Consider the following 24,639-nt stretch of genomic DNA (forward strand, 5'->3'; position numbering starts at 1 on the left):
GTTATTAACTTGCTAACTAAAATCAACTATGTGGGCCAGTATTAAATGACGGAGGTTATTATTATTTAAACTGGCGTTATCATCATGCTAAGCAGGCGTATTTTATGCGACATTTTTATTATCCAGAAAAATTACGGTATCAGACTAAACTGAGTTCCACAGTAATCATGTTTGCCCTTTTTTTTTGCTCACAGGTAGTCGCCGCTCCTCAGGTCATAAATGTACCGAATGCGGGTGTGATTAGTAACGAAATACGGCAAACAACACCGGTGCCATTGCGTGCGCCACAGGAAGCTGAAATCAAACTTCCACCTTTGCTCCCTCCTACATCGTTTGGCGGTTCTACCTCGGCGGGAAGAATCATGTTACGTGAGGTTAGATTCGAGGGTGATACCCAGTTATTGCGGCACAGTAACAGAAATAATAAAGCACTACGCGCCGTAATTACGCCTTGGTTGGGGCAACAATTAACCTTTAATGATTTACAAGTCATGACGTTAGCGGTAACTCGCTTTTATCGACAACAAGGATTTGTTGCCACTCAGGCAATATTGCCACCACAAACTATCCGTGAAGGTGTTGTCATAGTTCGTATTATTGCTGGCAGATTAGATAAACCGGAGATTAATAATCAGAGCCGGTTGAATACTGATTTTGCTACTGCGGTGATTGAAAGTAATAGTTGTAGCAAAGCAGTGGGTTTTGTTGGCAATAAAGATTGTGCCGCTTCTCCGGCTGAGTTATCCCGCCTTGAACGCACCACCCTTATTCTTAATGAAATTCCAGGGGTTGATGCTGCTTTGGCATTAAAACCGGGAACTCAATCGGGAATGACGAGAGTTTATGCTGATATTTCCCCTGGACAGACTGCGATGGGATATCTCGGTGTGGATAATCAGGGTAATGATTATTCTGGTCATAATCGGTTATTAGTCGGTGGGGCACTCAATAATATGACCGGCAGGGGTGATCAACTACGCACTGATTTGATTTTATCCAGTTCGGTAGATGTATTCAATGGCATGTTGGATTACAACTTCCCCATTAATACTTATGGCACCCGTGCAGCGCTTAATTATAGTTATCTGGATTATACCCTGAAGGGGCCTTTCGAAATATTGGATGCTCATGGCCATTCTAACACTTGGGGCATTAATTTACGCCATCCGTGGATCCGTAATTCGGCAGCTAGAATTGATGTGAATACCGGTTATTATCAGAGCAGAATGCGTGATTCACTGATTATGCTGCCAGAACAAAAGCGCAATCTGGATGCCGGTGAGTTTGGTCTTGGTGGTACGTTTACCGCAGTACCTAGAGGACTCAGTAATTTCACTTTACTGGGTACGGCAGGCCATCTGTCATTGGATGACGAATTCAGTCAAAGCATGAATTCCTTAACTGGTATTGGTGGCACTTTTGCCCGTTTTAATTATCGTGCCGGTCATGATCAGGGGTTTGGCCCTTATTTCACCTTTTTCAACCAATTTACCGGTCAAATGGCCAGTAAGAATCTTGATAGCTCACAAAAACTGTTATTAGGTGGGCCGCTGGCGGTGCGCGCCTATGGCATTGGTGAAGGGGCGGTGGATAAAGGCACTCTTTTCACTACCGAATTACGCACCCACTGGCAACTCTTACTTCCCACATGGGCAGGTACTGGGAATCAAATCACCTTTGCGGCATTTTTTGACCAAGGGTGGGGCTCTTACTATCGCCAGCCTATCGCGGGCCTGACGGGGAATAATATTAACCTGTCTGGCTTTGGTGCCTATATCACACTCTTTCGTCCGGCAGATTACACCTTGAATCTGACGTGGGCACATCGAACCGGCCAGGCTGCAATTGCACAACCGGATAACGACCAACTTTGGCTTAGCGCTTACAAGATGTTTTAGCGCTTATTGGCATATTTGTCAGATTTAATGGACGTGAATAATGAACAGTAAATTATACAAACTTATTTTCTGCCGTCGGTTGGGATGTTTAATTGCTGTCGGAGAATTTACCCGAAGTTACGGACGGTCCTTTTCGTCTGGCGGCAAAAAAGTCATTAATGACAATAATACAAACGCTGGAATATTAAGCCGCCTGGCCATCATGACGGGATTAGCACTTGGCATATTACCGCTACGGGTATTCGCCCATCCCTCACTGCCGGTTAACGGCAATATTATTATCGGTCAAGGTGTGTTGAATGTTCACAACACCACCCTTACCGTGACTCAGCAAAGCGATAAGTTGGCAATCAATTGGGGCAGCTTTGATATCGCGCAGGGGAACAGCGTTATTTATAACCAGCCAGGGCAGCAGAGTATTGCGCTGAACCGGGTGCTTGGTCGCGATGCATCGCAGATATATGGCAGCCTAAAAGCGAATGGTCAGGTCTTTTTACTTAATCCGAATGGCATTCTGTTTGGAAAAGGTGCGCAAGTTGATGTTGGTGGTTTGGTTGCCAGTACTAAGTCCATGTCAAATCAGGATTTTGTTTCTGGGCGCTATACGTTGACCAGCCGAAGACATGAAGGCAAGTTGGTTAATCAGGCTAATTTGCGCACCACCCCTGGTGGCTATATCGCGCTGATTGGCCAGCAGGTTGATAATCAGGCTTCCGGTGTTATCGCGTCGCCGCAAGGAAAAGTAGCATTAGCGAGCGGGAGTCGCGTCACCCTTAATCTGGATCACGGCAGCTTGCTGAGTGTGCAAGTTCAGGGTGAGCAGGTCAGTACTTTATTGCAAAACGGCGGGTTGATTCAGGCTGATGGCGGGGTTATCCAACTGACCGCGCGCGGCAAAGAGATGTTAATGAATACCGTGATTGATAATACCGGTATTTTGCAGGCGCATAGTTTATCTGAAAAAAATGGCGTTATTTACCTCGATGGCGGCAGTGAAGGGGTGGTGAGCCAGCAAGGTGTTATTGATGTCAGTAGTGCGCAGGGCCGTGGCGGGAATGTTATCTTGCAAGGTGAAAAGATACATTTGGTCGCCACGAGCAAAATTGATGCTCGCGGGGCTGAGGGCGGTGGCAAAGTCCTGGTCGGGGGCGATTGGCAGGGTAAAAATAATGCGATAAAAAATGCCCGAGCAGTCGTCATGGATAAAGGTGCGGATATTGATGTTTCTGCTTCAAACCACGGGTCGGGTGGTACCGCCGTGCTATGGTCAGAAGATTACACTGGCTTCTATGGCAATATTTATGCTCGTGGTGGGCTACAGTCAGGTAATGGTGGGCAGGTAGAAACATCCAGTAACCGTAATTTACAGGCTTTTGGTCAGGTTGATACTGCGGCTATTCATGGTAGTCAGGGGAGTTGGTTACTTGATCCCGCAGAGGTAAGTATTGTTGGTAGTGGTGCTGAGAGCGGGGTAATGGTTCAGGTTGGGGACATTCCTGCTGGATATGTGAAAAATACCCAGGTTTTCGCTCCGACGGCCAAGGTAGCGCAAATATTGAATAGCAGTATCAATACTCAACTCGATCGCGGCACCAATGTGACGGTGACTACCACTAATCACACTTTAACGAATTGCCGCTGGTGCAATATTACGCTAGAGGCTGATATCAATAAAACAGCAGGTGGCGATGCTACGCTGACATTACATGCTGACGGCAATGTTGTTGTTAACAATAATATTACCGCTAATGTTGGCAAGCTGAACCTTAATTTATTAGCGGGTAATTCTACTGCCGACTCTGTTATTACATTAAATAATAGTGATGTGTTGTTAAATAAAGGGGATTTGTTGGCAAAACATGCCAATGATAACAGTGCGACTCGTATTATTATTATGGGTGGGAGATATGATGTCGGCAACTTCACTCTTGAAGGAAATGCAGGGGTGGCATCGCAAATTGGGGTGAGTATCAGTCATGCTGCTAATATTTCTGTGGCAGGTGAAACGCGTATAGCGGGTGAAAGTAGTCATGCTAATGGGCAAGGGTGGCGTGGTGTTGATATATCTGATGACTCAGTCTTGACTGGTTCGGGTAATATATTATTTGCTCTTAAGTCTAATTCTAAAAGTTCGTGGGTAGGCACATTTACGAATGCAACCATTACCGGTGATAAAGATATCACATTCCTGGTAAATACCAATGGTAGTGCATATGGTGGGATGGACTTTATTAATGGCAGTATTTACTCTAAGTCTGGCAATGTTTTATTTGATATCAATGGTGATATCTTTACCCAGGCTAACCTTGGGTTACGGATAAAGGAATCTCAAGTTAGTGGCAATAATGTAAAATTAAATATCAATATCACTGGAGTTGATGGTTTATTACTCAGAGACAGTAATCTTACGGCAACTGCCGGTAATATTGATGTTAATGCTACTACTACCAATAAAGGGCTATGGATCTCAGGTAACACTAATATAAACGCCAGTGGCGATATTAATCTGAAAGGCGTAACCACGAACTCTACAGTTGCGGGTGCTGATGCCATCAGGATAAGTGGTAACTCCAGTAGTGTTCAGGTCAATATGACTGCCGGTGGTAATATATCGCTGGTGGCGGTTAATGAAGGAACGGAAATCGGGACTACAGTTGTTGCGGATTTTGCCAATATAAAAGCACAGGGAGGAGATTTTAATTTAAATATCAGTGGGGTCAAAGGCAGCCCTTTCAATAATGTCACTATCAGTGCCGATAATATTTTAATGAATGGTAATATCATCGGTAATGACGTTGTATTGATGAAGAATACAGTTCTTACTGCTAAAAATGATATTAGAACCAATTTAACCTCCGCCACACATAAAGCCTTCGGGTTCAGCGGTAATAGTGCGATGACGGCAGGGCAAGATATATTATTAGTTGCCAATACCTCAGCACTCGCTGTGGAGGCGGTGACAATAAATGGGACCTCATCTAACAAAGTAAATATCACTGCGGGGAAAGATATATCAATAGTAGCCAATAATCATGGCAATACTACAGGGGCGGGTGTTGGTATTGATGGGGCTAATATTGAAACTAAAAACGGAAACTTCACAGTAAATAACAATGGTTCAAAAGGCATAACCTGGGCCAATTTAGATCTCACAGCAAATGAGGTTAACGTTGTCTCTAACTCGACTAGCTCTGCCGGATTGGCAATACGTGAATCTAATATTACTGCTACAACAGGTGATATTAATGCCAATGTAACCTCCGAAAAAGAAGGTATTTTGATTAAGCCAAATACCATTTTTAATGCTAAGAAAGATATTAATCTGACGGGAGTTTCCACCGGTGATGGCGAAGGGATTTTTATTCAAGGGGATTCAAATACGTCACATAATAATCTTAATGCACAAGGAAATATCACCTTAAATGGTAAGGCTGATATGGGGGCTGCTACGCGAGCATCTGTCTATCTATTAAATACGACGCTGACATCAACTGAGCACAATATTGATATCAATGGTCTGTCTCAGGGTTCGAGACACGTTTACTTTACTGATGTAGAACTTAATGCTACTGCGGGGAATGTTACTGTTTATTCTGAAACACTGGCCGCTTTACCGACTTCATTAAGCACTGCATTAAGTTTGGGGGGGAATATCAGTATAAAAGCCCAAAATGGCTCGATGATCGGTAAAGCATTTAATACGACGCAAGGCTCAGGCGTTGGTTTTAGAGCCAATAGTACCTTGTCGGTTGAAGGGAGTATTGCGTTTCAAGGCGAGACAGAAGGCAATGGTGCTACCCGCAAAGGGATTGATTTTAATGGCGTGAATACACTCAATATTGCTAAAGGTAGCCAATTATCTCTCCTCGGTGAAAATAAAGGGGCACCAGCGACTGCTGGCGGAGAGGGTATTACCCATACAGATGCGGCTCAGTTAACGATAAACAATAATGGTTCTTTCAAAATGGAAGGGCGCTCAACCAGCGGTGTCGGCATTAACTTTCCTACCAGTAATAATACCGTGGTATTAAGTGGCGAGGGTGACACTCTCATTAGCGGCAGTAGTGTCGAAGGTATTGGGGTTGCTATTTCCGGTGTGGTTAATAACGGTACCGGCCCGGTCACGATTGAAGGAACCAGTATTGATAGCGCCGGTGTTCACCTCTTCAGTGCCGAGCATCAAATTAATCGTATTAATGTCACCGGGAGTTCAACCCATGCCGAAGGTCTGCGCATTAGCGGCAATGCCACTATTGCTGATACCACTCTGACCGGAGAATCAATTAATGGCAGTGGTGTGAAAATTGATCCACTGCCGGGTGCTAATATTGTCACTCATGCCGTGTTGGATAATGCCACGCTCAATGGCAGTAGTACTAATGGCATCGGCGTAGAGATTGCCAATCATATAAAGGGTGTCCATCAGAGTGTTATTAATGGCACCACCGATGGTGTTGGTTATGGCATTGATATAGCAGAAAATTTACATGTCATCGGCACCAGTGAAACCGATTTGCTGACACTAAACGGGGTGGCAACAACAGATACCGGTACTGGGATAAAACTCAATGGCAATAATGATTTAAGTAATACCAGCTTAAATGGCTCGGCTGTGGATGGTATTGCATTGCATATCATCGGCCCACTGACCAATCAAGGCAATACGGTATTGAACGGCACTGCTTCCGGCAGCGGTATTGGTGTGCGGGTTAATGGCCAACTGAGCGACAGTGTGGTGAATGGGACTGCGGCCAGTGGCATTGGTGTTCAAGTTATGAATGGTGTGCTTGATGACAGCCGCATCAATGGCATCTCCGATACTGGTTCTGGGGTTGGCGTCAATGGCGATACGGTGCTGAATAATACCGTGCTGGTGGGAAATAGTTCGGATGGTAACGGGGTGGAGATCGTGGGCCGCCTGTCAGGTAGCCACGGCAGCGCAGTACAGGGTGAAGTGGTTAACGGCACGGGAGTGTATATCGATAGAGATGCCACTCTCACTGGTGGCGGCACGGACGATCTGTTTGCTGTCAACGGTAATGCGATGGGCGATAAAGGCACTGGTGTGCAACTGGAAGGTAATAATACCCTTGATAATACCACGCTAAACGGTAACGCCACTCAGGGTACCGGTGTTGATATTGCCGGTCCGCTGGTGAATAACTGGAATACCCGTGTGGATGGCAAAGCCACTGGCGGCAACGGGGTGGCGCTGAACGGGGCGATCGCTGGCGGCACGGTTAATGGCAACTCGGATAGGGGTACGGGTGTCAAAGTTGATGGTGATACCCAACTTAATAACACCACCCTTAACGGTAACAGTCCTGATGGCAAAGGGGTGGAGATCGCCGGTAACCTCACTGGCCGCAATGGCAGTGCGATACAGGGCGATACCACTAACGGCACCGGGGTGGACATTGGTAAACAAATCCTCCTGGAGGGCGGCGGCCTGGATGATCTGCTCAATGTTACCGGCAACGCCACCGGCGAGAATGGCACCGGCGTGCAGCTTGACGGTCTCAATCTCCTTGATAACACCTCGTTGGCAGGGAATGCCACTAACGGCACCGGGGTGGATATTAATGGTTTACTACAAAATGAAGGTAACACCACGATTGGGGGTAAATCGGAGAATGGCAACGGTGTCCAGCTTGGCGGGGCAGTCAGCGGTAGCACAGTTACTGGTACATCAGCTAATGGCAGCGGCATCAAGGTGGTAAATGACAGTAATCTGGACCACGCCACCCTTAACGGCAACAGCCCTGACGGCAAGGGGGTAGAGATCGCCGCGAATCTGACGGGGCAAAACGACAGTGCGGTATATGGCGATACCACTAACGGCACCGGGGTGGACATTGGTAAACAAATCCTCCTGGAGGGCGGTGGCCTGGGTGATCTGCTCAATGTTACCGGCAACGCCAGCGGCGAGAATGGCACCGGCGTGCAGCTTGACGGTATCAATCTCCTTGATAACACCACCCTGACGGGGAATGCCACTGAGGGTACTGGGGTGGATATTAATGGCTTACTACAAAATGAAGGTAATACCACGATTGGGGGTAAATCGGAGAATGGCAACGGTGTCCAGCTTGGCGGGGCAGTCAGTGGCGGCACAATTAATGGTACATCAGCTAATGGCAGCGGCATCAAGGTGGTAAATGACAGTAATCTGGACCACGCCACCCTGAACGGCAACAGCCCGGACGGTAAGGGGATAGAGTTCGCCGCTAATCTGACAGGTGGCAACGGCAGCGTGGTGCAAGGCGATACCACTAACGGCACCGGTGTTGATATTGGTGAAAACGCCTCGCTCAGTGGCCCGGCACCGGATGATCTGCTGACGGTGACCGGCAATGCTAGCGGTGAGAAAGGCACTGGTGTTCAGTTAGGCGGCAACAATACGCTGAATGACACCACCTTAGGCGGTAATGCCAGCGATGGTCATGGCGTGGAGACCACGGGGCTAGTATTCAACAGCGGCAATACGACGATTAATGGTGATGCCGCAGGTGATGGTCATGGTGTGCATATTGGTGGCCCAATGAGTGGTGGTAGGGTGAACGGCCGTTCCGACAATACTCATGGTATTTTCCTCAATGATTATGCAGCGATAACTGACATCACGCTTAGCGGGAATACCGGCTCATATAAGCCATCGGTGTTTTTCACCTTGCCGGAGAATATTGGTGACAATGTGATTATCAATGGCAAACCTGTTAATAAAAATAATTTTGGCGATAAAGTCAGGCCGGCCCCTAATCCCGGAGGGAAATCGACTGGAGATAGTACGCAGGTAGCTCAGTCTCAGGAGGGGGGGGAATCAGCCTCGTTACTCAGAAGACGAAACCAAATCCTCAGTGCCCTTGAAACACAAACTTTACCGCCCTCTATCCTGACTGAATATGAGCATGATAGTACAGACCATATCAGCCTCACGGTTTGTATTCCTAAGGGTATAACCTCCGAACAGGTTACCAATCAGCACGAGCTATGCGGGACCCATGTTCTCGGTAAGTGGAACCCTCTGACTAAAATATCGGGTCAGGAGTAATGGATTTTTAACTCTCTAAATTTGCTAGAGAAATCGTGATATCGATGTAAAAAGGTGAGCTGACAATGGTGGAGAAAACGGCTGAATTAGCATCAGCGGTAGAACAGTCGACCGCATTCTCATTACCCTATTTCGAGTTTTTAGTGTGTGTGCGGCGCTATGAGGAGGCGGGGCGATTACTGGTCTTGATGTTGGAGCAACTGGACCGCCAATATGGCCGCTGGGATGTTTTTTCACTTAAGCATCAATCGGTACAGCAACAGGAGCATTACTGTAATCGCCTGGCTGCGGCTATTGGCAACCTACTTTCTGATCCTGGTTTTGTGGTATCCGATAAAGGTTTTTTACAACTGATTAATTTCCATCGCTGGATAGCGTTGATATTTGCCGCATCACCTTTTGGTCATGCGGATCATGTGATTACCAACCTTAATCAAGCGGGGGAGGGATGCGCTCATCCTTTGCGCTTTGAGCACCATAATTTTCTGAAATTTTGCCTGATGTATTTACCTGAATCGGGTATTCCGCTTCAGCCGGATATATTGTGGCAATTTAATCCCCCGGTTGCCGCGGCACTGTTTCTGGCGTTACTGTCGCCACGTATTTTACCCAGCGCTGCCGGGCATGCGAAACGTGAGCGGCTATTAGAGTGGTTACCTGAAAAACTACTAACGCTAGAGAATCTTGAGGGCTTACCTGAACGCATCCTGCACGATGTTTATATGCATTGCAGTTATGCGGATAGAGCAGCAAAACACGCCATAAAACGCAGTATTAATTTTCACTTACGTAACACGCTGCTGCACAATGGGCTATCTGATAACCACTCCCTCCCACCTGCACGGGATAAACCATTGATGCTGGTTATCCTGGAGTGGTTTAACAGCGGCCATTCTATTTACCGTACTCACTCCAGTACGTTGCGCGCCGCGCGTGAGCAGTTTTCCACCCATGGCGTCACCATTGTGGGGGCCACTGATGCCATCACCCGTGACGTTTTTGATGATTTTACCGAGGTCCAGCGGGCGGGGGCGGTTGAGGCTATTGTGGCATTGGCGCAACAATTGCGACCGGATGTTATCTACTTCCCCAGTGTCGGGATGTTCCCACTCACCATTGCACTGACTAATTTACGCTTAGCCCCCTTACAGATAATGGCACTAGGCCATCCGGCAACGACCCATTCCGGCTATATTGATGCGGTATTAGTGGAAGAGGATTATCTGGGGGATCCTCAGTGTTTCTCCGAAAAAGTGGTTGCGTTACCCAAGGACTGTCTGCCCTATGTGCCGCCTGCCAATATTTGCCAGCCGGAACCGATACAACATTTCGATGAGCGCCCAGCGGTACATATCGCGGTTTGTGCCTCGGCGATGAAAATTAACCCTCGCTTTATCGATACCTGTGCTGAGATTGCCCGGCAAACATCAACGCCGGTGATATTTCATTTTTTGGTGGGTTTTTGCTGGGGAATTACCCATCGAGTGATGGAAAAAGCCGTTAATGCTGTTATCCCTCAAGCTAAAATCTATGAGCATTTGGCCTATCAGGACTATTTATTGGTTATTAATCAGTGTGACCTGTTTATTAATCCTTTTCCTTTCGGCAATACCAATGGCATCGTCGATACTGTGCGTCAGGGGTTACCCGGTGTTTGCCTGAGTGGGGCTGAAGTACACGAACATATCGATGAGGGATTGTTCCGTCGGCTGGGATTATCTGAGGAGCTGATTGCGCATAATTTGGCTGAGTATATTGCGGTTACCGTGCGGCTGATCACCGATATTGAGTGGCGTAATAGCCTACGTCGCCAGTTGTTAACAATTCAGCCTGATAATGTGCTGTTTAGCGGGAAACCTGAGCAATTCGGGCTAATTATTAGAGGCCTGCTTGATGATTGTGGTGCTGAAAGAGGATAAAAAAAGCCTCCTGAATCGGAGGCTTGAGTAGACACTAACATCAATAAGACTTATTTATTACGCCGCTTCAGTTTGCCGTTGTTTGGTTGGCTGCTTTAGTGCGGGCTTGGCTGCCAAGGCATCGGCTGCAAACTCATCGACATTAATTGAGCGCAGGCGACTCTCTTCTGCTTTAGTCAAAATAGCGGCCTCTTCAACATTGATTTTCCCTTCAGCCAGCGCATTTTTTGCCAGCACATCCAGGCGAGTAAATGGCAGGCTTTTACCCGCTTCTTTACTCAGGCGCTTATGAATTGGCTCTGCTGCAATCACATCTTGCAAAGCGGCTTCCAGCAAACCTACCGGATTAAACTCGCTCGGTGTCAGATACTGACCACGACCAATACGGCTGCGGGTTGCTGAAGGTACTTGCAGTAACTGCGCCAGTTGATGGTCCAGCTGGTCTGACGGTGCCTGATGTACGCGACCAAACGGGAAGACCACCAACCGCATTAACCCGGCAATAACGCCATTTGGGAAGTTACGCAGTAAATCATCCAGAGCCTGCTCTGCCTGATGCAGTGCATCTTGCACACCCCAATGTACCAACGGCAGGTCTTCTTTTTGGCGGCCTTCGTCTTCATAGCGTTTCAACGTTGCTGATGCCAGATACATTTGGCTGAGAATATCCCCCAGACGGGCAGAGATACGTTCACGACGTTTCAGGCTGCCACCCAACACGCCCATTGAGACATCAGACAGTAAAGCTAAATTGGCGCTCAGGCGGTTCAGATGCTGGTAATAACGGCGAGTGCTGTCTTTGGTTGGTGTGGCACTGGTGCGGCCATTGGTCAGCCCCAACCAGAAACTACGGATTTTGCTGCTACCCACATGGCCCAAATGACCGAACAGCGCTTTATCGAAGGCGGCAACATCATTCGATTGTGCTGCTGCCATTTCATCCAGAACAAACGGATGGCAACGGATTGCCCCTTGGCCGAAGATAATCATGCTACGGGTCAGAATGTTAGCGCCTTCAACGGTGATACCGATAGGGGCACCTTGGTAGCCACGGGCTACGAAGTTGGCCGGCCCAAGGCAGATCCCTTTACCGCCCGCAATATCCATGGCATCCATCACGGCGCGTTGACCACGGTGGGTACAGTGATATTTAACGATAGCGGATAACACCGCCGGTTTCTCACCTAGCATAATACCGCTGGTAATTAAGGTTGCCGCCGCGTCCATCACATAAGCATTACCGGCGATTCGCGCCAACGGCTCTTCAATCCCTTCCATTTTACCGATTGAGATTTTGAACTGACGACGAATATAGGCGTAAGCACCGATCCCCATCGCCACACTTTTCAAGCTACCAGTGGCATTGGACGGCAAGGTAATCCCGCGGCCAACAGACAGGCATTCCACCAGCATGCGCCAGCCCTGCCCAGCCATTTTTGGCCCGCCGATGATGTAATCAATCGGCACAAAGATATCATTGCCACGGGTCGGGCCATTTTGGAATGGCACATTCAGTGGGAAGTGACGACGACCAATTTCCACCCCAGGGGTGTTGGTTGGGATCAGCGCACAGGTGATGCCTAAATCAACGGTATCGCCCAACAGATGTTCAGGGTCAGACAGTTTGAACGCCAGCCCAAGCACTGTGGCGATCGGGGCGAGGGTGATATAGCGTTTATTCCAGGTCAGGCGCATGCCCAGTACCTGCTTACCTTGCCATTCGCCCATACAGACGGTGCCGGTATCTGGGATTGCGCCGGCATCAGAACCCGCTTCTGGGCTGGTCAGGGCGAAACAAGGGATCTCGTCGCCACGGGCCAAACCAGGCAAATAATGATTTTTTTGCTCTTCAGTGCCGTAGTGTTGCAGCAATTCGCCGGGGCCGAGAGAGTTAGGAACGCCAACCGTGATGGCTAAAATGCCAGACACGCCAGACAGTTTTTGCAGTACACGTGCCTGAGCATAAGCTGAGAAATCAAGGCCGCCGTACTCTTGCTTAATGATCATCGCAAAGAAGCGGTGTTCTTTCAGATACGCCCACAGTTCTGGCGGCAAGTCAGCCAGCTCGTGGGTAATTTGGAAGTCATTAGCCATACGACAGGCTTCTTCTACCGGCCCATCAATAAAAGCTTGTTCTTCGGCGGTTAACTGCGGTTTTGGGTAGTTATGCAGTTTTTTCCAGTCAGGCTGGCCCTGGAATAAATCACCTTCCCACCAAGTGGTACCTGCATCAATCGCTTCTTTTTCGGTGCGTGACATTGCAGGCATGACTTTACGGAACATGCGCAATGCGGGTGCAGAAAACAGTGACTGGCGCAGTGGGGTCAGCGTCAGGGGTAGCAAAACAATCACCAGAGGCAATAATGCCCAGAATGACCATAACTGCAACGCTCCCATCGCGGCGGTGTAAACGACAAGAATCAAACTACTGAGATAGAGGTTCACCTGGTGATAGAACAGCACACCAATAAGAACCAGTAAGGCAACAATGCTAAGAACCATCATAGTGAAGCTCCTGAGATGTAGGAGGTCTGACCTGTTGAGAGATACATTTGTTGTAGTCCATCTCATTATTTTTATCAATACCATTACATGTTATTTACAACTCATCTCACAAACTGCCCGCATTAATAGTTAAAACTCTTATGTCTTATTCATTACAGTGCTTCTCGCTGTTTATGCTATCCGGTACACTGACGGCTGATGAATATCGATGCCATAGAACTATAAAGAGGCTCCCATGTACCAGGATTTAATCCGCAGTGAATTGAATGAAGCAGCAGACACACTGGCAAACTTTTTGCAAGATGATAGCAATATCAATGCTATTGCGAACGCAGCCGTATTATTGGCTGATTCTTTTAAGGCTGGCGGTAAAGTCTTGTCATGCGGTAATGGCGGTTCCCATTGTGATGCCATGCATTTTGCCGAAGAGTTGACCGGCCGCTACCGCGAGAATCGTCCCGGTTATCCGGCGATTGCTATTTCAGATGTTAGCCATATCTCTTGTGTTAGTAATGATTTTGGCTATGACTATATCTTCTCTCGTTATGTTGAAGCCGTCGGTCGCGCAGGGGATGTATTACTCGGTATTTCCACTTCTGGTAATTCAGCTAATGTCATTAAGGCGATTGATGCTGCTCGTGCCAAAGGGATGAAGGTTATCACCCTGACGGGTAAAGACGGTGGCAAAATGGCGGGCACGGCAAATATCGAAATTCGGGTTCCCCATTTGGGTTATGCCGATCGCATTCAGGAAATTCATATCAAAGTGATTCATATCTTGATTCAATTGATTGAAAAAGAGATGGTTAAAGCCTGATATGTCGTGGTGATCAACGGTATTATCAATCTCGTTGATCACCTTGACGGTGAGCGAGAGCAGCTACAACGCTGCAACACCAAGAGCTAAGATATACGCGGGAGGTTGGTTATGTGCGAATTGCTCGGGATGAGCGCAAATGTTCCCACGGATATTTGCTTTAGCTTTACCGGCCTGGTGCAAAGGGGCGGGGGGACTGGCCCACATAAAGATGGCTGGGGTATTACCTTTTATGAAGGTAATGGTTGCCGCACGTTTAAAGATCCCCAACCCAGTTTTAATTCACCCATAGCCCGTTTAGTACAAGACTACCCGATAAAATCCTGTGCGGTGGTTTCTCATATCCGTCAGGCAAATCGCGGTGAAGTGGCGTTAGAGAATACCCACCCTTTTACCCGCGAAATGTGGGGGCGAAACTGGACGTATGCCCATAACGGCCAACTTAAAGGTTATCGTCAATTAGAGACCGGTACTTTCCGGCCTATCGGTCAGACTGACAGCGAATATGCTTTCTGCTGGCTACTTAATCAATTGGCAAAGCGCTACCCTCGCACTCCCAGTAACTGGCCAGCGGTATTCCGCTATATCGCTACCCTATGTGAGCAGTTGCGGGCAAAAGGGGTCTTTAATATGTTGCTCTCGGATGGGCGTTTTGTGATGGCGTTCTGTTCGACCAATCTGTATTGGATTACGCGCCGGGCACCTTTTGGTAAAGCGACCTTACTGGATCAAGATGTTGAGATAGATTTTCAACGCCAGACCACACCCAAAGATGTGGTCACGGTGATCGCGACTCAACCCCTGACAGGTAATGAAACCTGGCACAAAATTGCACCAGGTGAATTTGCATTATTCTGTTTTGGTGAGCGAATTTGATTTGGTGAGCGCATATTGCGATACCGGTGCATTGGAGACTGGCGGGCGGCTGAGTACATACTGCCCGTTGATCACTGCAACGGAGGGGGGCATCCGGTTTTTGGTAAAATAGGCATATCCCGGCTGTAATTGCCGCCAGAAGCTGTAATCCGACGAGTTACGGTGGCGTTGCATATTTTGTTCAGTCATACGGAATGGATAGATACTGATATCCACTTTTTCCTGACCAAAGATAAATGCTGTTTGCACGTAGTTAAATATCTCGTCCATATAGGCATCGGTCATTGCATAACAGCCGATTGATTTGCAAGCGCCGTGGATCATCAGATATTTCCCTGAATAACCCTGCGACTTATCATAATCATTTGGGAAGCCAATATTGATTGCCCGATAAAACTTACTGTCAGGTTTTAAATGGCGCATATCAATACTGTAAAAACCTTCCGGGCTTTTAAAATCCCCTTCACGGCGTTTTGGGCCAAGGCCACCTGAAAATTCACAGATGCGATAGCTTTGCACTAAACGATATTCACCTTGTAGCCTGGCGTATAATTCCAGGGTACGTTCTTCTTTGAAAATCTGAATATAGACCGATGACCCGAGTAATTGTTGTTTTAGCTCTTTGGATACTGCCACAGGCTCACTGGCTGAGCTGGTGAAGGATACCGCAGGCAAACCAATTATCACCACAGACGTAAGCATCGCAAACAACCGTGCGATTTTGCCCATTTATTATTCCTACTTATATTATGTAAATTATGCCACTGCATTTTTCGATTTATAGGCGCAGATTATCAGTCGGAAAAATTTTAGCAATATATGTTTTGTATAAAATAACCACAAAGTCGGTAAACATGAATTAACGATACGATTTTACCGAGTGGATAGATAAATTAGCCGTAAAATATTCGTGTTTGCTTGACCCAGGTCACTGCATTTGTCAGACAGTGCGGAATGAAAATGCTAAAATCGTCCACTGCTGATGGCTTGCACATGTAATCGTTATAACAGCCATTTTACCCTGAAATCATTCAATGTGGGTATCAGTACTCATTACCGCGATGCTTTCAATTAGCGTTTATATTTATCTAATTGACTGGGTATTAAACCGTCGTTTAACTGAACCATGAAAGTATCTTATCTTTATGTGGCTGTACGCTCTGGGCTAAGTACAGCATTTGATATAACTAATAAAGTCGCTCAAACCTATGATTAAAATAAAGAAAGGACTCGACCTACCCATCGCCGGAGCACCTGTGCAGGTGATAGAGGATGGTCCTGCTATTCGTCATGTGGCTCTGCTCGGTGAAGAGTATGTGGGCATGCGCCCCTCAATGTTGGTGCAAGAAGGTGATTGGGTTAAGAAAGGCCAGGCGCTCTTTGAAGATAAAAAAAATCCAGGGGTGACCTTTACTGCGATCGCCAGTGGCAGAATTAGCGCTATTAATCGTGGTGAACGCCGGGTGCTACAATCTGTTGTGATAGCGATTGAAGGGGATGAGCAAGTTCCTTTCCCACACTATGATGCAGCGGACCTTAATCATCTGAGCAATGAACAGGTGCAAAGCCTATTACTGGCGTCTGGTTTATGGACCGCATTCAGAACCCGCCCGTTTAGTAAAACCCCTGTTCCTGGTAGTCACCCACGCGCTATTTTTGTCAGTGCAATGGATACCCAACCGCTGGCAGCCGATCCGCAGGTTATTATTGCCACTGAGTCAGACGCCTTTAAGCACGGTTTAACTGTTCTTACACGTCTAACTGAAGGCAAGGTGCATGTGGGCCATGCCCCGGGGCAGGTGGTTGCCAACCATTCGAATGCCCAGATAACTTATAATGAATTCTCCGGCCCGCATCCTGCGGGTCTGGTTGGTACCCACATCCATTTTCTTGAGCCGGTGAGCTTGCGTAAAATGGTGTGGCATGTGGGTTATCAGGATGTGATTGCTATCGGTAAATTATTTACCCGTGGTGAACTCTGTACTGACCGCATCGTTGCGCTGGCGGGTCCACAGGTAAATCAACCGGTATTAGTGCGCACCCGTTTGGGTGCCAGCCTGGCTGAATTAACTGCGGCTAAGTTAAAAGAGGGGGAGAACCGTATTATCTCTGGTTCAGTCCTCAGCGGCACGGCTTTCTCCGCAACTCATGGTTATTTGGGGCGTTTCCACCAGCAAGTATCGGTTATCCGCGAAGGGCGAGAAAAAGAGCTATTTGGTTGGGTAATGCCAGGTCGCGATAAATATTCGATCACCCGCACCACGCTGGGCCATTTCTTCAAACGCAAACTGTTTGCTTTCTCTACCGATATGCACGGCGGGGAGCGCGCTATGGTGCCTATTGGCAACTATGAGCGGGTGATGCCACTGGATATCCTGGCAACCCATTTGTTGCGTGATCTGTTATCCGGTGATACCGACAGCGCGCAAGCGCTAGGGTGCCTGGAGTTAGATGAAGAAGATTTGGCTTTATGTACATTTGTCTGCCCCGGTAAGTACGAATACGGTCCGGCACTGCGCGACATATTGACCCAGATTGAGCAGGAAGGATAACTGATGGGCCTGAAAAATTTTCTTGAGAAAATAGAGCACCACTTTGAAGCGGGTGGCAAATTAGAGAAGTACTATCCGCTATATGAAGCCGCAGCCACTATTTTCTATACGCAGGGCAAAGTAACACCGGGTGCTTCCCATGTACGAGATGCAATCGACCTGAAAAGGATGATGATTCTGGTATGGTTGGCGGTATTCCCAGCCATGTTCTGGGGCATGTATAACGTAGGGCTACAGGCTATCCCGGCGCTAAACCAACTCTACAGTGGCGCGGAACTGCAACAGGTTATAGCCAGTGACTGGCATTACTGGTTGGCACAAATGCTCGGGGCGTCATTGGCTCCAGATGCTGGCTGGGCAAGCAAAATGGTGCTGGGGGCGGTTTATTTTCTGCCTATCTATGCCGTTGTGTTTGTGGTCGGCGGTTTTTGGGAAGTGGTATTCTCTATTGTCCGCAAGCATGAAATCAACGAAGGTTTCTTTGTCTCCTCGATTCTGTTTGCCCTGATAGTCCCTCCCACATTGCCATTATGGCAAGCAGCACTTGGGATCTCTTTCGGTGTGGTTATTGGTAAAGAGATTTTTGGTGGCACCGGGCGTAACTTCCTCAACCCGGCACTGGCTGGGCGTGCTTTCCTATTCTTTGCTTATCCGGCACAGATATCCGGTGATTTGGTGTGGACTGCCGCTGATGGTTTTTCTGGTGCAACTCCATTGTCACAATGGAGTGTCAACGGTAGCCACAGTTTGGTTAACACCATTACTAATCAGCCTATTACGTGGATGGATGCTTTCCTCGGTAATATTCCCGGTTCTATTGGCGAGGTCTCTACGCTGATGATCCTGATTGGCGGTGCCATTATTCTTTTCGGCCGCATCGCCTCGTGGCGGATTGTGGCTGGGGTCATGATTGGCATGATTGCCACGGCCTACCTATTTAACTGGGTTGGTTCCACTACCAATCCGTTATTTGCCATGCCGTGGTATTGGCATCTGGTACTCGGTGGTTTCGCTTTCGGGATGATCTTTATGGCGACCGACCCGGTATCGGCTTCCTTTACCAATAAAGGGAAATGGTGGTATGGCGGCTTGATTGGTGCGATGTGTGTGTTAATCCGCGTCGCTAATCCAGCTTATCCCGAAGGAATGATGCTGGCGATCCTGTTCGCCAACCTGTTTGCACCGCTGTTTGACTATGTGGTTGTTCAGGCCAACATCAAGCGGAGGAAAGCGCGTGGCGAGTGATAAACCAAGAAATAATGACAGCATCAGCAAAACGTTGCTGGTGGTAATTGTGCTCTGTCTGGTGTGTTCTGTGGTGGTTTCTGGTGCGGCTGTTGGTTTGAAAGCCAAGCAGCAGGAGCAACGGCTATTAGACAAACAGCGCAATATTCTAGCGGTAGCGGGTTTGTTGCAACCAAGAATGCCGGCAGAAAACGTTCAGCGGGAATTTGCGCTGCGCATTGAACCACGGCTGCTGGATTTGCAAAGCGGTGCGTTTATTCAACAAGATCCGGCAACCTTTGATCGTGCTCAGGCACTGCGTAGTGACCAAATGAGCATTGCCCTGACGCCCGCACAGGATATTGCTGGCATCCGCCGGCGCGCGAATGTCGTTGAAATCTACCTGGTACGTGGTGAAAGTGGTCAAATCAACAAGATAGTTCTACCTGTTTATGGCTCCGGTCTGTGGTCAATGATGTATGCCTTTGTTGCCATCGACACTGACGGCAAAACGGTGCGTGGTATCACCTATTACGATCAGGGTGAGACCCCAGGTCTGGGAGGCGAGGTTGAGAACCCAATCTGGCGTAACCAATGGATTGGTAAGCGGTTATTTGACGAGCAAGGGCAACCGGCTATTCATATTGTTAAAGGGCGCGCACCGGCTAATGATCCTCACGCCATCGATGGTCTGTCAGGCGCAACCTTGACCTCTAATGGGGTGCAAAACAGCTTTGATTTTTGGCTCGGTGAAAACGGCTTTGGCCCGTTCCTGAAAAAAGTGCGCGAAGGAGCGTTAAAAAATGGCTGATAGCAAAGAGATTAAACGGGTTTTATTTGGGCCGTTATTTGATAACAACCCGATAGCCTTACAGATCCTTGGCGTTTGTTCCGCGCTGGCGGTGACCACCAAGCTGGAAACCGCATTAGTGATGACGCTGGCCGTTACCTTGGTAACGGCGTTCTCCAGTTTCTTTATCTCACTGATTCGCAATCATATTCCAAACAGCGTGCGCATCATTGTTCAGATGGTGATTATTGCCTCGCTGGTGATTGTGGTCGATCAGATCTTACGGGCTTATGCCTATGAGATATCCAAACAGCTATCAGTATTTGTCGGCCTGATTATTACTAACTGTATTGTGATGGGGCGTGCTGAAGCTTATGCGATGAAATCGCCGCCGATTGAAAGCTTTATGGATGGTATTGGTAATGGTTTGGGTTACGGCGTGGTGCTGGTGTTGGTGGGTTTTGTCCGCGAACTGATTGGCTCCGGCAAATTATTTGGAGTAACAGTATTTGAAACCGTCCAGAACGGCGGGTGGTATCAGCCGAACGGATTGTTCCTGTTGGCACCAAGCGCATTCTTTATCATTGGTTTGCTGATTTGGGGTCTGCGTACCCTGAAACCTGCGCAGATTGAGAAGGAGTAATTGATGATGGAACATTACATCAGTCTGTTTGTCCGCGCGGTGTTTGTGGAGAATATGGCGTTAGCATTCTTTTTGGGGATGTGTACTTTCCTCGCTGTTTCCAAGAAAGTGTCGACCGCCTTTGGCCTTGGTATCGCGGTAACGGTGGTATTGGGTATCTCAGTACCTGCGAATAATCTGGTTTATAACCTGGTGCTGCGTGATGGCGCATTGGTTGAAGGGGTTGATCTTAGTTTCCTCAACTTCATCACCTTTATTGGTGTTATCGCTGCCATAGTGCAGGTGTTGGAGATGATTCTCGATCGCTATTTCCCGGCACTTTATAACGCATTGGGTATTTTCCTGCCACTGATCACCGTCAACTGCGCCATCTTCGGCGGCGTCTCCTTTATGGCGCAACGAGATTACAACTTCCCTGAGTCCATCGTTTACGGCTTTGGCTCGGGTATCGGTTGGATGCTGGCGATTGTAGCGCTCGCAGGTATTCGCGAAAAAATGAAATATGCCAATGTGCCTGCGGGCTTACAGGGGTTAGGGATCACCTTTATCACAACCGGATTGATGGCCTTAGGGTTTATGTCTTTCTCCGGTGTGAATTTATAAAGGCAGGAATAATTCATGGAAATAATTCTGGGCGTAGTGATGTTCACCCTCATCGTACTGGCATTGACGGTGATGATTCTATTTGCCAAATCAAAATTGGTGAATACCGGTGATATTACCGTTGATGTTAATGATGATGCGGACAAAAGTTTTACCGCTCCGGCAGGGGATAAGCTGCTCAACATGCTTTCCAGCCAAGGTATTTTCGTTTCTTCAGCTTGTGGTGGTGGCGGTTCCTGCGGGCAGTGCCGCGTGACGATTAAAGAAGGTGGCGGGGATATCCTGCCGACGGAACTTTCACATATCTCAAAGCGTGAAGCGAAAGAAGGCTGCCGGTTAGCTTGCCAGGTTAGCGTTAAGCAAAATCTGAAAATTGAATTGCCAGAAGAAATCTTTGGGGTGAAAAAGTGGGAGTGTGAAGTTATCTCTAATGATAATAAAGCCACATTTATCAAAGAACTGAAACTGAAGATTCCAGATGGTGAAGTGGTGCCATTCCGTGCTGGTGGTTTTATCCAAATAGAAGCTGAACCGCATACCGTTAAATACGCGGACTTCGATGTGCCTGATGAATATCGCGGTGATTGGGATAAATTCAATCTGTTCCGGTTCGAGTCAGTGGTCGTTGAACCAACGGTGCGTGCCTACTCGATGGCAAACTACCCACAAGAGCGTGGCATTATCATGCTTAACGTGCGTATTGCCACGCCACCACCGTCAGTTCCTGATGCGCCGCCGGGCATTATGTCCTCTTATATCTGGTCACTAAAACCCGGTGATAAGGTGATTATCTCTGGTCCATTTGGTGAGTTTTTTGCCAAAGATACCGATGCCGAGATGGTCTTTATTGGCGGTGGGGCGGGTATGGCACCGATGCGCTCGCATATTTTTGATCAGCTTAAGCGGCTACATTCGAAGCGTAAAATCAGTTTTTGGTATGGTGCGCGTTCACGGCGTGAAATGTTCTATGAAGAAGATTTTGACCAGTTACAGGCTGAGAATGATAATTTCCGTTGGCACGTTGCATTATCAGACCCACAGCCGGAAGATAATTGGACGGGATATACCGGCTTCATTCATAACGTGTTGTTAGAAAATTACCTTAAAAATCATCCGGCACCGGAAGATTGTGAATTCTATATGTGTGGCCCTCCGATGATGAATGCGGCAGTTATCAAGATGCTGAAGGATCTCGGTGTGGAAGACGACAATATTATGCTTGATGATTTTGGTGGCTGATTTGCCATTACACGGCTTTTTACTGCAATTGGGGATATTTGTGCAGAAACAGATAACACATTGGTTCATGGCAGTGGTGGGGATTTTGCTGCTCACAGGATGTGGTCCTGAGCAAGTTAATCTCGAAGGTAAAACCATGGGAACTTCATATTCAATTAAGTATATGAGTGACTCATCCACACCCAGCCCAGAGAAGTTACAGCAGGAAATAGACCGCGAGTTGGAACAGGTTAATGACCAGATGTCGACATATCGGCCCGACTCTGAATTGAGTCGCTTTAATCAAAGTCGCGCAGTGAATACACCTTTCGCGGTTTCAGCGGCGACGGCTAAAGTCGTGCGTGAGGCTATTCGCATTAATCGCCTGACCGATGGTGCGCTGGATGTCACCGTTGGACCTTTGGTTAACTTATGGGGCTTTGGTCCTGAAGGGCGGCCAGATGTTGTTCCTACTGAGGCTGAAATTGCCAAACGTCGGGCATGGGTCGGTATTAATAATCTGGCCATAGAAAATGGTGCCTTGGTCAAACGGATCCCTGAGTTGTATGTTGATCTATCCTCTATTGCCAAGGGATATGGAGTCGATGTTGTGGCCGAATATCTGGAAACGCAAAATATCACCAACTATATGGTTGATATCGGAGGGGAAGTACGGACTCGTGGCAATAATGGGGAAAATAAACCTTGGCGCATTGCGATAGAAAAACCTGTCGCAGGTTCTGCGCAAAGTGCTCAAGAGGTTATCGAACCTGGACGTATGGCAATAGCAACCTCAGGGGATTATCGTAATTACTTTGAACAGAATGGTGTACGTTACTCACATACGATTGACCCGGATACCGGCCGACCAATTAACCATCGATTAGTCTCAATTACTGTTTTGGACCCAAGCTGTATGACCGCAGATGGACTGTCGACTGGGTTAGATGTCCTTGGGCCAGAAAGAGGGATGGCACTCGCTAATTTACTGGGTATTCCGGTATTTATGATAGTAAAAACCGATGAAGGTTTTGAGGAACGCTATTCTGATGCGTTCAAACCTTATCTGCAAAAACGGCCTTGATAGGAGAGGATATGTTGACTGTTTTTATCGCATCCTTTGTTTTCTTTCTATTGGCCATCGGCGGGATGTCGTTAGGTTATATCGTAAAACGTAAAACCTTACAGGGCAGTTGCGGAGGAATAGCGGGTTTGGGGATGGAGAAAGTATGTGATTGCCCTGAGCCTTGTGATTCTCGTAAGAAGCGCTTGGCTAAGGAAGCCGCTCGCCAGAAAAAATTGGATCAATACCGTATCCTATAAGATGTGTTATAGATTACGATGCTTTAATGCCGAGCATTCTGTATAAAACGTGGTTATATGCACGACAAGCAAATTTAGACATAACCCCCCAGCCAACTCAGTGTTGACCAGGGGGGGTATTTACGCTTTAGTGCTATTCGTGGCTGATTAGTCTCCGGCGATAATGCTGTTTTTTCATTTTCTGATTTACGTCTATACCATTGTGGTTGTTTTTTACTTATTTATTCTTACTTGCTCACTATACTTTTAAAAAGTGCAGGAGAATCAACCATAATTCCATTTGCCTGTAATTCTCTCGCTTTTTTATAATCTTCGGGAGTATTGATGCCGAAGAAAATAATATGTGCGTTGGTATTCCTTCTAAAACAATCCATCGCCTCTTTATCCCAACTTAATACTGCGTCAGAACGGCCTTCGCCCAACGTGTATTTTTCTACCACTTGTACTTTGCGATGTAACTCTAAACCATACCAACGCTCTTTATTATCTGCTGGCAATTCACATTTATGATCCATCATAATATTAGCTAATTGAGTACGGGTAAAGTTGCGGCTTTCAAATCGCTTGATTTTATGCGAGGCATCGCTGTCTGCATTGACTGTATCCAGTGCCTCCAGATAGTTATCATCCGTAGAGTAAACCCGGGTACGTGCGAAGCGATCTTTTTCTCCCTTGCTGGTTGCGGTAAGCGTCTCTTTTAGGGCTTTGGCAAAGGTTATTGGGTTGGCATCGGGCGATTTAATGTCCAGATAGAATGTCGTGTCAGGATACTTCTTCAGCACTTCATCAAGTGTGGGAATACCTGTGTGTGAGCCAGCCTTAGGTTGAATATGATGTTTCTTATCATAGGCAACGCTCGCATCCACTTTAGCCAGTTGTTGTGCAGTATAACCTGAGATGGCACCGGACTTATCTGTTAACTCTTTGAGGTCTATAGGGCGATACAATACCGGAATATTATCTTTCGATAGTTGTAATGTAATCCATATGGCGTCAGCACCATTAGACAGTGCTTTATCGATAGCCGGTAAGGTATTTTCTGGCGCATCAGCCGTTCCTGCGCGGTGGGCAATAATTTGTGGCGCTGCAAGGGTAACAGATTGGGCGTTAACAACAAAGGTAGCGGAAAGGAGTAGGGTAGCCATTATATAATTTCGCATAATATATAGTTTCCATTCATTATCTAATAATGAATTTTATGAGTTGAAGGTTAATCATAT

Annotated in this window: 16 protein-coding genes; 13 read left to right on the top strand and 3 right to left on the bottom strand. The window is 47.4% G+C overall.

Going from position 1 to position 24,639, the window contains the following annotated elements; genetic code table 11:
* Window positions 1-104 precede the first annotated feature (104 nt).
* The 3 genes from V2A85_RS11075 (at window position 105) to V2A85_RS11085 (ending at window position 10,868) form a co-directional block, all read left to right on the top strand.
* On the top strand, window positions 105-1,898 hold the full coding sequence (locus tag V2A85_RS11075; protein ID WP_420071428.1) for a ShlB/FhaC/HecB family hemolysin secretion/activation protein: 1,794 nt from the start codon (window positions 105-107) through the stop codon (window positions 1,896-1,898).
* A gap of 40 nt (window positions 1,899-1,938) precedes the next feature.
* Window positions 1,939-8,949 carry a filamentous hemagglutinin N-terminal domain-containing protein gene (locus V2A85_RS11080; protein ID WP_420071429.1) on the top strand — a complete coding sequence of 2,337 codons (7,011 nt, stop codon included), beginning with the start codon at window positions 1,939-1,941 and terminating at the stop codon, window positions 8,947-8,949.
* A gap of 65 nt (window positions 8,950-9,014) precedes the next feature.
* Window positions 9,015-10,868: a glycosyltransferase gene (locus V2A85_RS11085; RefSeq protein ID WP_420071430.1), complete on the top strand. Its 1,854-nt coding sequence runs from the start codon at window positions 9,015-9,017 to the stop codon at window positions 10,866-10,868.
* Window positions 10,869-10,925: 57 nt separating this feature from the next.
* Here V2A85_RS11085 and fadE read toward each other — a convergent pair whose 3' ends face one another.
* Window positions 10,926-13,373, bottom strand: a complete 2,448-nt coding sequence (gene fadE, locus V2A85_RS11090) for an acyl-CoA dehydrogenase FadE (RefSeq protein WP_372558148.1) — start codon at window positions 13,371-13,373, stop codon at window positions 10,926-10,928.
* 235 nt (window positions 13,374-13,608) lie between these two features.
* Here fadE and lpcA point away from each other — a divergent pair, with 235 nt between their 5' ends.
* Window positions 13,609-14,190 carry a D-sedoheptulose 7-phosphate isomerase gene (gene lpcA / locus V2A85_RS11095; RefSeq protein ID WP_420071431.1) on the top strand — a complete coding sequence of 194 codons (582 nt, stop codon included), beginning with the start codon at window positions 13,609-13,611 and terminating at the stop codon, window positions 14,188-14,190.
* A gap of 111 nt (window positions 14,191-14,301) precedes the next feature.
* Window positions 14,302-15,066 carry a class II glutamine amidotransferase gene (locus V2A85_RS11100; RefSeq protein ID WP_102970460.1) on the top strand — a complete coding sequence of 255 codons (765 nt, stop codon included), beginning with the start codon at window positions 14,302-14,304 and terminating at the stop codon, window positions 15,064-15,066.
* Here V2A85_RS11100 and dpaA read toward each other — a convergent pair.
* Entirely contained in the window at window positions 15,040-15,795 is a 756-nt protein-coding gene (gene dpaA / locus V2A85_RS11105; protein WP_372558150.1) for a peptidoglycan meso-diaminopimelic acid protein amidase, read from the bottom strand. The two genes, V2A85_RS11100 and dpaA, sit on opposite strands and share 27 nt — an antisense overlap.
* Window positions 15,796-16,274: 479 nt before the next feature.
* Here dpaA and V2A85_RS11110 point away from each other — a divergent pair, with 479 nt between their 5' ends.
* The 8 genes from V2A85_RS11110 to nqrM are packed head-to-tail and all read left to right on the top strand — an operon-like array spanning window position 16,275 to window position 23,419.
* Complete coding sequence (locus tag V2A85_RS11110; protein WP_420071432.1) at window positions 16,275-17,618, top strand: Na(+)-translocating NADH-quinone reductase subunit A; 1,344 nt, start codon at window positions 16,275-16,277, stop codon at window positions 17,616-17,618.
* 3 nt (window positions 17,619-17,621) lie between these two features.
* On the top strand, window positions 17,622-18,863 hold the full coding sequence (locus V2A85_RS11115; RefSeq protein ID WP_420071433.1) for an NADH:ubiquinone reductase (Na(+)-transporting) subunit B: 1,242 nt from the start codon (window positions 17,622-17,624) through the stop codon (window positions 18,861-18,863).
* On the top strand, window positions 18,853-19,653 hold the full coding sequence (locus tag V2A85_RS11120; protein ID WP_420071434.1) for a Na(+)-translocating NADH-quinone reductase subunit C: 801 nt from the start codon (window positions 18,853-18,855) through the stop codon (window positions 19,651-19,653). The genes V2A85_RS11115 and V2A85_RS11120 overlap by 11 nt, the downstream gene beginning before the upstream one ends.
* Window positions 19,646-20,275: an NADH:ubiquinone reductase (Na(+)-transporting) subunit D gene (locus V2A85_RS11125; protein ID WP_083160140.1), complete on the top strand. Its 630-nt coding sequence runs from the start codon at window positions 19,646-19,648 to the stop codon at window positions 20,273-20,275. Before V2A85_RS11120 ends, V2A85_RS11125 begins: the two co-directional genes overlap by 8 nt.
* Before the next feature lie 6 nt (window positions 20,276-20,281).
* Complete coding sequence (nqrE, locus tag V2A85_RS11130) at window positions 20,282-20,878, top strand: NADH:ubiquinone reductase (Na(+)-transporting) subunit E (RefSeq protein ID WP_004392325.1); 597 nt, start codon at window positions 20,282-20,284, stop codon at window positions 20,876-20,878.
* Window positions 20,879-20,893: 15 nt separating this feature from the next.
* On the top strand, window positions 20,894-22,117 hold the full coding sequence (nqrF, locus tag V2A85_RS11135) for an NADH:ubiquinone reductase (Na(+)-transporting) subunit F (protein ID WP_372558153.1): 1,224 nt from the start codon (window positions 20,894-20,896) through the stop codon (window positions 22,115-22,117).
* 40 nt (window positions 22,118-22,157) lie between these two features.
* Window positions 22,158-23,180, top strand: a complete 1,023-nt coding sequence (locus V2A85_RS11140) for an FAD:protein FMN transferase (RefSeq protein WP_420071436.1) — start codon at window positions 22,158-22,160, stop codon at window positions 23,178-23,180.
* Between the two features lie 11 nt (window positions 23,181-23,191).
* Window positions 23,192-23,419, top strand: coding sequence for a (Na+)-NQR maturation NqrM (gene nqrM, locus V2A85_RS11145; RefSeq protein ID WP_372558154.1), 228 nt, complete (start codon window positions 23,192-23,194; stop codon window positions 23,417-23,419).
* A 227-nt stretch (window positions 23,420-23,646) separates the two neighbouring features.
* On the opposite strand, the gene V2A85_RS11150 is transcribed toward nqrM, so the two are convergent.
* Window positions 23,647-24,579, bottom strand: a complete 933-nt coding sequence (locus V2A85_RS11150; RefSeq protein ID WP_420071435.1) for a glycerophosphodiester phosphodiesterase family protein — start codon at window positions 24,577-24,579, stop codon at window positions 23,647-23,649.
* Window positions 24,580-24,639: the final 60 nt, after the last annotated feature.

The sequence above is a fragment of the Yersinia sp. 1252 StPb PI genome (assembly GCF_048593885.1).
Lineage (GTDB): Bacteria > Pseudomonadota > Gammaproteobacteria > Enterobacterales > Enterobacteriaceae > Yersinia > Yersinia enterocolitica_E.

Coding starts and splice junctions, on each gene's coding strand:
- V2A85_RS11075 (WP_420071428.1), top strand. CDS start 105: ATGCGACATTTTTATTATCCAGAAAAATTACGGTATCAGACTAAACTG.
- V2A85_RS11080 (WP_420071429.1), top strand. CDS start 1,939: ATGAACAGTAAATTATACAAACTTATTTTCTGCCGTCGGTTGGGATGT.
- V2A85_RS11085 (WP_420071430.1), top strand. CDS start 9,015: ATGGTGGAGAAAACGGCTGAATTAGCATCAGCGGTAGAACAGTCGACC.
- fadE (WP_372558148.1), bottom strand. CDS start 13,373: ATGATGGTTCTTAGCATTGTTGCCTTACTGGTTCTTATTGGTGTGCTG.
- lpcA (WP_420071431.1), top strand. CDS start 13,609: ATGTACCAGGATTTAATCCGCAGTGAATTGAATGAAGCAGCAGACACA.
- V2A85_RS11100 (WP_102970460.1), top strand. CDS start 14,302: ATGTGCGAATTGCTCGGGATGAGCGCAAATGTTCCCACGGATATTTGC.
- dpaA (WP_372558150.1), bottom strand. CDS start 15,795: ATGGGCAAAATCGCACGGTTGTTTGCGATGCTTACGTCTGTGGTGATA.
- V2A85_RS11110 (WP_420071432.1), top strand. CDS start 16,275: ATGATTAAAATAAAGAAAGGACTCGACCTACCCATCGCCGGAGCACCT.
- V2A85_RS11115 (WP_420071433.1), top strand. CDS start 17,622: ATGGGCCTGAAAAATTTTCTTGAGAAAATAGAGCACCACTTTGAAGCG.
- V2A85_RS11125 (WP_083160140.1), top strand. CDS start 19,646: ATGGCTGATAGCAAAGAGATTAAACGGGTTTTATTTGGGCCGTTATTT.
- nqrE (WP_004392325.1), top strand. CDS start 20,282: ATGGAACATTACATCAGTCTGTTTGTCCGCGCGGTGTTTGTGGAGAAT.
- nqrF (WP_372558153.1), top strand. CDS start 20,894: ATGGAAATAATTCTGGGCGTAGTGATGTTCACCCTCATCGTACTGGCA.
- nqrM (WP_372558154.1), top strand. CDS start 23,192: ATGTTGACTGTTTTTATCGCATCCTTTGTTTTCTTTCTATTGGCCATC.
- V2A85_RS11150 (WP_420071435.1), bottom strand. CDS start 24,579: ATGCGAAATTATATAATGGCTACCCTACTCCTTTCCGCTACCTTTGTT.